Source organism: Thiomonas sp. (assembly GCF_054608695.1).
The window spans coordinates 1-4,822 of record NZ_JBTRXV010000158.1 but is presented as its reverse complement, the minus strand read 5'-3'; the positions used below and the strand labels follow the sequence as shown (position 1 = coordinate 4,822).

Here is a 4,822-nt window from a genome sequence, read left to right as displayed (position 1 = left end):
CGGACTGCTGTCCGTTGCGGGTGATAATCAGCGCTTCGTGGTCGTTGCAAACTCTGTCCATCGCGCTCGCCAAGTTTGCGCGAACCGTTGTGTAGGTAATCGCATCCATCCTGGAGCTCCTTGCATGTACGCTTTAATGTACATGTTCGCTGGCCGCTTGTCCAGTACTGGCAGTCATTGCAGTGGGCTTCTGCAGGCCGGTCATGGTGTACCAGTCGTTTCCAGGATCATCTTTGCTGACCATGACCGTTGCTGTAAACAAAGATGTTGGTTTGACGGACGATTGCGAAGTGATAGCATTCTTATTATGATGCTATCATTGATAGCATAAAGCGCGGGAGGCCAATATGGCGACAGTTACCGTCAGAAATCTGCCGGACGAGGTGCATCGCGCGCTGCGTGTACGCGCAGCAACGCACGGCCGCAGCACCGAGGCCGAAATCCGCGACATCCTCGAATCGACCGTTCGCCCGCCAAAGCGGCTTCGCCTGGGCACGGCCCTGGCCGAGCTGGGCCGCCGCGCCGGGCTGACCGATGACGACATCGCAACCTTCGAGCAGGTGCGCGACAAGACCCCGGCCGAGCCCGTGAGGTTTGAATGATCGTCTTGGATACCAACGTCGTTTCCGAGGCGATGAAAGCGGAACCGAATTCCGCCGTGCGGGTATGGCTGGATGATCAGGCGGCCGAAACCCTCTACCTGTCCAGCATCACGCTTGCCGAACTGCTGTTCGGCATCGGTGCCCTGCCTTCCGGCCGACGCAAAGATGCGCTGACCCAAACGCTGGATGGCCTATTGGAGCTGTTCGGGGATCGCGTGCTGGCCTTCGACACCGACGCAGCCCGGCACTACGTCGAGCTGGCCGTTAACGCCCGTGCCGCCAGCAAGGGTTTCCCCACACCAGACGGCCACATCGCCGCCATTGCGAACGCGCGCGGCTTCACGGTGGCCACGCGCGACGTTGCGCCGTTCCTGGCGGCCGGCCTCAACGTCATCAACCCGTGGGAGGCCATGCGGTGACGGCACAGGAGCGTTACCGTGCGCACGTTTGTGCACATTCTTGATAGGACATTTAGCGTTTATGGTCAAAGTGGTCTGCGGCGGGAGGGGGCTTATTGAGAGCGCCGCGCCACGTCGCCGCATTGCTATTGTCTCTGGCTACGGGCTACAATTCCTCCAAATTTTTCGCCGGGGGTTAAAGATATGCGTTCTGATTTTCTGAAGGTGGTGGTTGCCGCGGCTGGAGCGTTGGTGCTGGCGGGCTGTGCGCACAATGTGGGGAGTGGGGCGCCCACGACGGCTGGCGCGGTGGCTCCCGCCAACTCGGCGGCCACGGCCGGTCTTGCCGGTGAGGGAATCAATGGCCAGAACCTCAATGCCAACGGACCGATCGGGGGTGGCAGCAGCGGCCTGAGTGCCGCTGAACTGGCCGCTTTGCCCCAGAACTTGCGGGTACATTTCGCATTCAACAGCGGTGCCATGGATGCACAGGCGCAACAGATCGCCACCCAGAACGCGCAGTTCATGGTGGCCCATCCCCATGTCCAAGTGCGCCTGGAGGGGAATACCGATGATCGCGGTACCCAGGAGTACAACCTGGCCCTCGGTGAACAGCGCGCCGAGACGGTGAAGCAGTTCCTGCAGTCCCAGGGCGTCAGCGCCGCACGGATCAGTACCGTGAGTTTCGGCAAGGACAATCCCTTGTGTACCACCAACGACTCCGCTTGCTGGGCCAGAAACCGCCGCGTGGACTTCGTTTATAGCGGTGGCTATAACGGCTGAACACCAAGGAGCGTATGCTGATGAAACGCTGGCATCTTTTCCCCGTCCTTTCCTTGCTATGCCTGAGCCCCTTCGCACAGGCCGAGTCAACCGGCGAGAAAGTGCTGCAGTTGCAACAGCAGATGGCGGTCATGCAGGGCGAAATGAGCAGTCTGGTGGCGGTTCAACAGGCCAACAAGGGTAGCCAGAGCGCGCTGGCCGACCTGCTCGGGCGCACCCAGCATCTGGAACAGGAAGTGCGCGACCTGCGCGGCGAACTCGATACCAAAACCCACGCCCTGCAAACCCAACAGCAGTCTACGGCCGCTCAGGTACAGGCTCTGACCGCCCAGCTTACGGGGGGCACGGCGGCAACCGCCAGCACCAGCAGCGTGCTGGGCGGCAATGTCGCCATCATCAGTCCGGCCGCGGCCGTCGCCTCCGCAGCGAGCAATACCTCCGCGCCTGCGGTTCAGGGTCTGGGACAAGCGGATTATCAACGGGCGTTCGATCTGCTGCGGCAGGGCAAGTACGGATCGGCCGTCACCGGATTACAGGGTTTCATTCAGAAATACCCGCAGAGCAGTCTGGTGCCCGACGCCTACTACTGGCTTGGGCAGGCGCAGTACGTACTGGGCCAGAACGATGCTGCCCTGAAGAGCCTCCATACCGTGGAGGCGCAGTTCTCCCAGAGCAGTAAGGCGCCGGAGGCCATGCTGCGGATGGCGGAAATCTATCAGGCCGTCGGCCAGTCCGGCAAAGCCCGCACCGTTCTCAGCAAAATCATCAGCCAGTATCCGAGCACACCGTCGGCACAGAAGGCCGAGGCGCAGTTACAGGCGTTGCCCGCCGGAAAGTGATGGAGGGACGGCTCCGCGTCACAGAAATCTTCCACAGCCTGCAAGGGGAAACCCGCAGCGTCGGACGTCCGGCGACCTTTGTGCGTCTCACGGGCTGCCCTTTGCGTTGCCGTTACTGCGATACCGCCTATGCGTTTCATGGCGGAGAATGGCGGCGGATCCCCGAAATTCTGGAACAGGTGCGGGCAGGCGGAAACCGGCTGGTGGTGGTGACGGGTGGCGAACCATTGGCACAGGCCGATGTGTTGCCGCTGCTGACGCAGCTTTGCGATGCGGGCCATGAAGTCTTTCTGGAAACCAGCGGCGCCCTTTCGCTGGCGGGGGTGGATACCCGGGTGGTGAAGGTGCTCGACCTCAAAAGCCCGGATTCCGGAGAATGCGAACGCAATCTCTGGGAAAACCTGCCCTTACTCAACCCGCAGGACCAGATTAAATTTGTGCTGTGCAGCCGTGCCGATTACGACTGGGCCAAAGAGGTGCTCGCGCGGGAAGCATTGGCCGAACGCTGCGAAATACTCTTTTCTCCCAGCCATGGCACGCTCGCCCTGCGCGATCTCGCCGAATGGATACTCGCCGATCATTTGCCGGTGCGTCTGCAGATTCAGTTGCACAAACTGATCTGGGGCGACCTGCCCGGACACTGACCATGCCGATGCCCGCCACACCCGCCATTGTACTGCTTTCCGGCGGACTGGATTCCGCCACCGTGCTGGCGCTCATGCGCCGGGATGGCTTTGCCGTCCACGCCCTCTCTTTTGATTACGGGCAGCGGCATAAGGAAGAATTACGCTATGCGGCGCTGCTGGCACAGTCCATGGGGGCGGCCAGCCACCGGGTGCTGCGTATCGATCTGGCGGCTTTTGGCGGCTCGGCGCTGACCGACCCGCAACTCAGCGTCCCCGAGAGCGGCCTGGCGCCGGGCATCCCCATCACCTATGTGCCCGCGCGCAATACCGTCTTTTTGTCGCTGGCCCTGGCGTTGGCGGAGGTGCTGGGCGCCAGGGACATCTTCCTGGGGGTAAACAGCCAGGATTACAGCGGTTATCCCGACTGCCGGCCAGAATTTGTGCACGCTTTTGAGGCCCTGGCGCAGGTGGCCACCCGCCTCGGCGATGAAGCCCGCGAGCCGCGTATCCATGCGCCGCTGCAGTTTCTCAATAAGAGTGAGATCATTCGTCTCGGCAGCCGTTTGGGTGTGGATTATGGAATGACCCGCTCCTGCTATCAGTTGGATGCCGAAGGCCGGTCCTGTGGCCGCTGTGACAGTTGCCGCCTGCGCCGGGAAGGGTTCCGTCAGGCCGGTATCGCAGACCCCACGCCTTATCAGAGTTCCTGAGCGCGGCTCCAGCCGGAACCGCGCTCCATCACCGGCTCCGTTTAATGGGACCAGGCCGGTTGGCTGTCCCCTCCCGCGTTGCTGTGCAGTATGGCCATGGTTTTGCCGTCCAGGCTGACCTCGGCCAGCACCTTGCGCCCACCGCGCTGGGTGCCGTAGAGGATCATCTGGCCATTGCCGGCGAAGCTCGGATGGTCGCAATTACCCTGGGCATCCAGCACGCGTACGCCGCTGCCATCCGGCTTCATCACCGCGAGGGCATAGACGCCGTCGGTGCGGTGAATGAAGGCAATCGCGTTGCCTGCGGGCGAATAGACCGGGCTGGCATTGTAGCTGCCGTCGTAGCTCAGACGATGCGCCGCGCCGCCGCTCGCGCTCATCGCGTAGATTTGCGGGCCACCGGCGCGATCGGAGACGAATATGATCTGACTGCCGTCCGGCGACCAGGTGGGAGAGGTGTTGATGGCGTCATCATGGGTCAATTGCCGACGCTGCCCGGTCTGCAGGTTCGCCACGTAAAGCTCGGTGTGACCACCGGAGGAGCGGGCGTAGGCCAGTTCCGTCCCGTTGGGCGAGAAGGCTGGAGCGCTGACGATCTCGCCACCGGGGGCGATGGTCTGGCGCTGTCCGGTAGCCAGATTCTGGACATAGATCACGGCGCGGGCGTTGGCGTAGGTGACATAGGCCAGACGCCGGTTATCCGGCGACCAGACGGGGGAGAATACCGGCATGAGGCCGCGCACGATGGGATGCGGATTCCAGCCGTCGGATTCCGCCACCAGCAGTTCGTAGGTTTGACCCGTTTGCCGGACATAGGCGATCCGACTGGCGAAAGGGCCGGGTTTGCCGGTGAACGCCTGGTAG

General features: G+C 62.4%; 8 protein-coding genes. 6 read left to right on the top strand and 2 right to left on the bottom strand.

Features of this window, described 5'->3' with window-relative positions; genetic code table 11:
• Window positions 1–109, bottom strand: a 109-nt coding sequence (locus ACYCUK_RS23330; protein ID WP_461596978.1) for a type II toxin-antitoxin system Phd/YefM family antitoxin, incomplete at its 3' end; no start/stop codon positions are given.
• A gap of 238 nt (window positions 110–347) precedes the next feature.
• On the opposite strand from ACYCUK_RS23330, the gene ACYCUK_RS23325 reads away from it, so the two are divergent.
• From ACYCUK_RS23325 to queC, 6 genes are all read left to right on the top strand, one after another.
• Window positions 348–602, top strand: a complete 255-nt coding sequence (locus tag ACYCUK_RS23325; RefSeq protein WP_113526150.1) for a FitA-like ribbon-helix-helix domain-containing protein — start codon at window positions 348–350, stop codon at window positions 600–602.
• Window positions 599–1,021 carry a type II toxin-antitoxin system VapC family toxin gene (locus tag ACYCUK_RS23320; RefSeq protein WP_126604657.1) on the top strand — a complete coding sequence of 141 codons (423 nt, stop codon included), beginning with the start codon at window positions 599–601 and terminating at the stop codon, window positions 1,019–1,021. Before ACYCUK_RS23325 ends, ACYCUK_RS23320 begins: the two co-directional genes overlap by 4 nt.
• Before the next feature lie 183 nt (window positions 1,022–1,204).
• Complete coding sequence (pal, locus tag ACYCUK_RS23315) at window positions 1,205–1,783, top strand: peptidoglycan-associated lipoprotein Pal (protein ID WP_113526148.1); 579 nt, start codon at window positions 1,205–1,207, stop codon at window positions 1,781–1,783.
• A 20-nt stretch (window positions 1,784–1,803) separates the two neighbouring features.
• Entirely contained in the window at window positions 1,804–2,622 is an 819-nt protein-coding gene (ybgF, locus tag ACYCUK_RS23310) for a tol-pal system protein YbgF (RefSeq protein WP_461596977.1), read from the top strand.
• A complete protein-coding gene (queE, locus tag ACYCUK_RS23305) occupies window positions 2,622–3,266 on the top strand; it encodes a 7-carboxy-7-deazaguanine synthase QueE (RefSeq protein ID WP_126604658.1) in 645 nt (214 codons plus the stop codon). Before ybgF ends, queE begins: the two co-directional genes overlap by 1 nt.
• A 2-nt stretch (window positions 3,267–3,268) precedes the next feature.
• Window positions 3,269–3,958 (top strand): 7-cyano-7-deazaguanine synthase QueC, encoded by a 690-nt coding sequence (gene queC / locus ACYCUK_RS23300; protein ID WP_151527975.1) that lies wholly within the window; start codon window positions 3,269–3,271, stop codon window positions 3,956–3,958.
• 41 nt (window positions 3,959–3,999) lie between these two features.
• On the opposite strand, the gene tolB is transcribed toward queC, so the two are convergent.
• Window positions 4,000–4,822: Tol-Pal system beta propeller repeat protein TolB (gene tolB, locus ACYCUK_RS23295; RefSeq protein ID WP_461596976.1), on the bottom strand; the 823-nt coding region annotated here is incomplete at its 5' end.

What these genes read in the sequence shown, in the direction of transcription:
- queC (WP_151527975.1), top strand. Translation starts at nt 3,269, where the DNA reads ATGCCGATGCCCGCCACACCCGCCATTGTACTGCTTTCCGGCGGACTG.
- ACYCUK_RS23320 (WP_126604657.1), top strand. Translation starts at nt 599, where the DNA reads ATGATCGTCTTGGATACCAACGTCGTTTCCGAGGCGATGAAAGCGGAA.
- pal (WP_113526148.1), top strand. Translation starts at nt 1,205, where the DNA reads ATGCGTTCTGATTTTCTGAAGGTGGTGGTTGCCGCGGCTGGAGCGTTG.
- queE (WP_126604658.1), top strand. Translation starts at nt 2,622, where the DNA reads ATGGAGGGACGGCTCCGCGTCACAGAAATCTTCCACAGCCTGCAAGGG.
- ybgF (WP_461596977.1), top strand. Translation starts at nt 1,804, where the DNA reads ATGAAACGCTGGCATCTTTTCCCCGTCCTTTCCTTGCTATGCCTGAGC.
- ACYCUK_RS23325 (WP_113526150.1), top strand. Translation starts at nt 348, where the DNA reads ATGGCGACAGTTACCGTCAGAAATCTGCCGGACGAGGTGCATCGCGCG.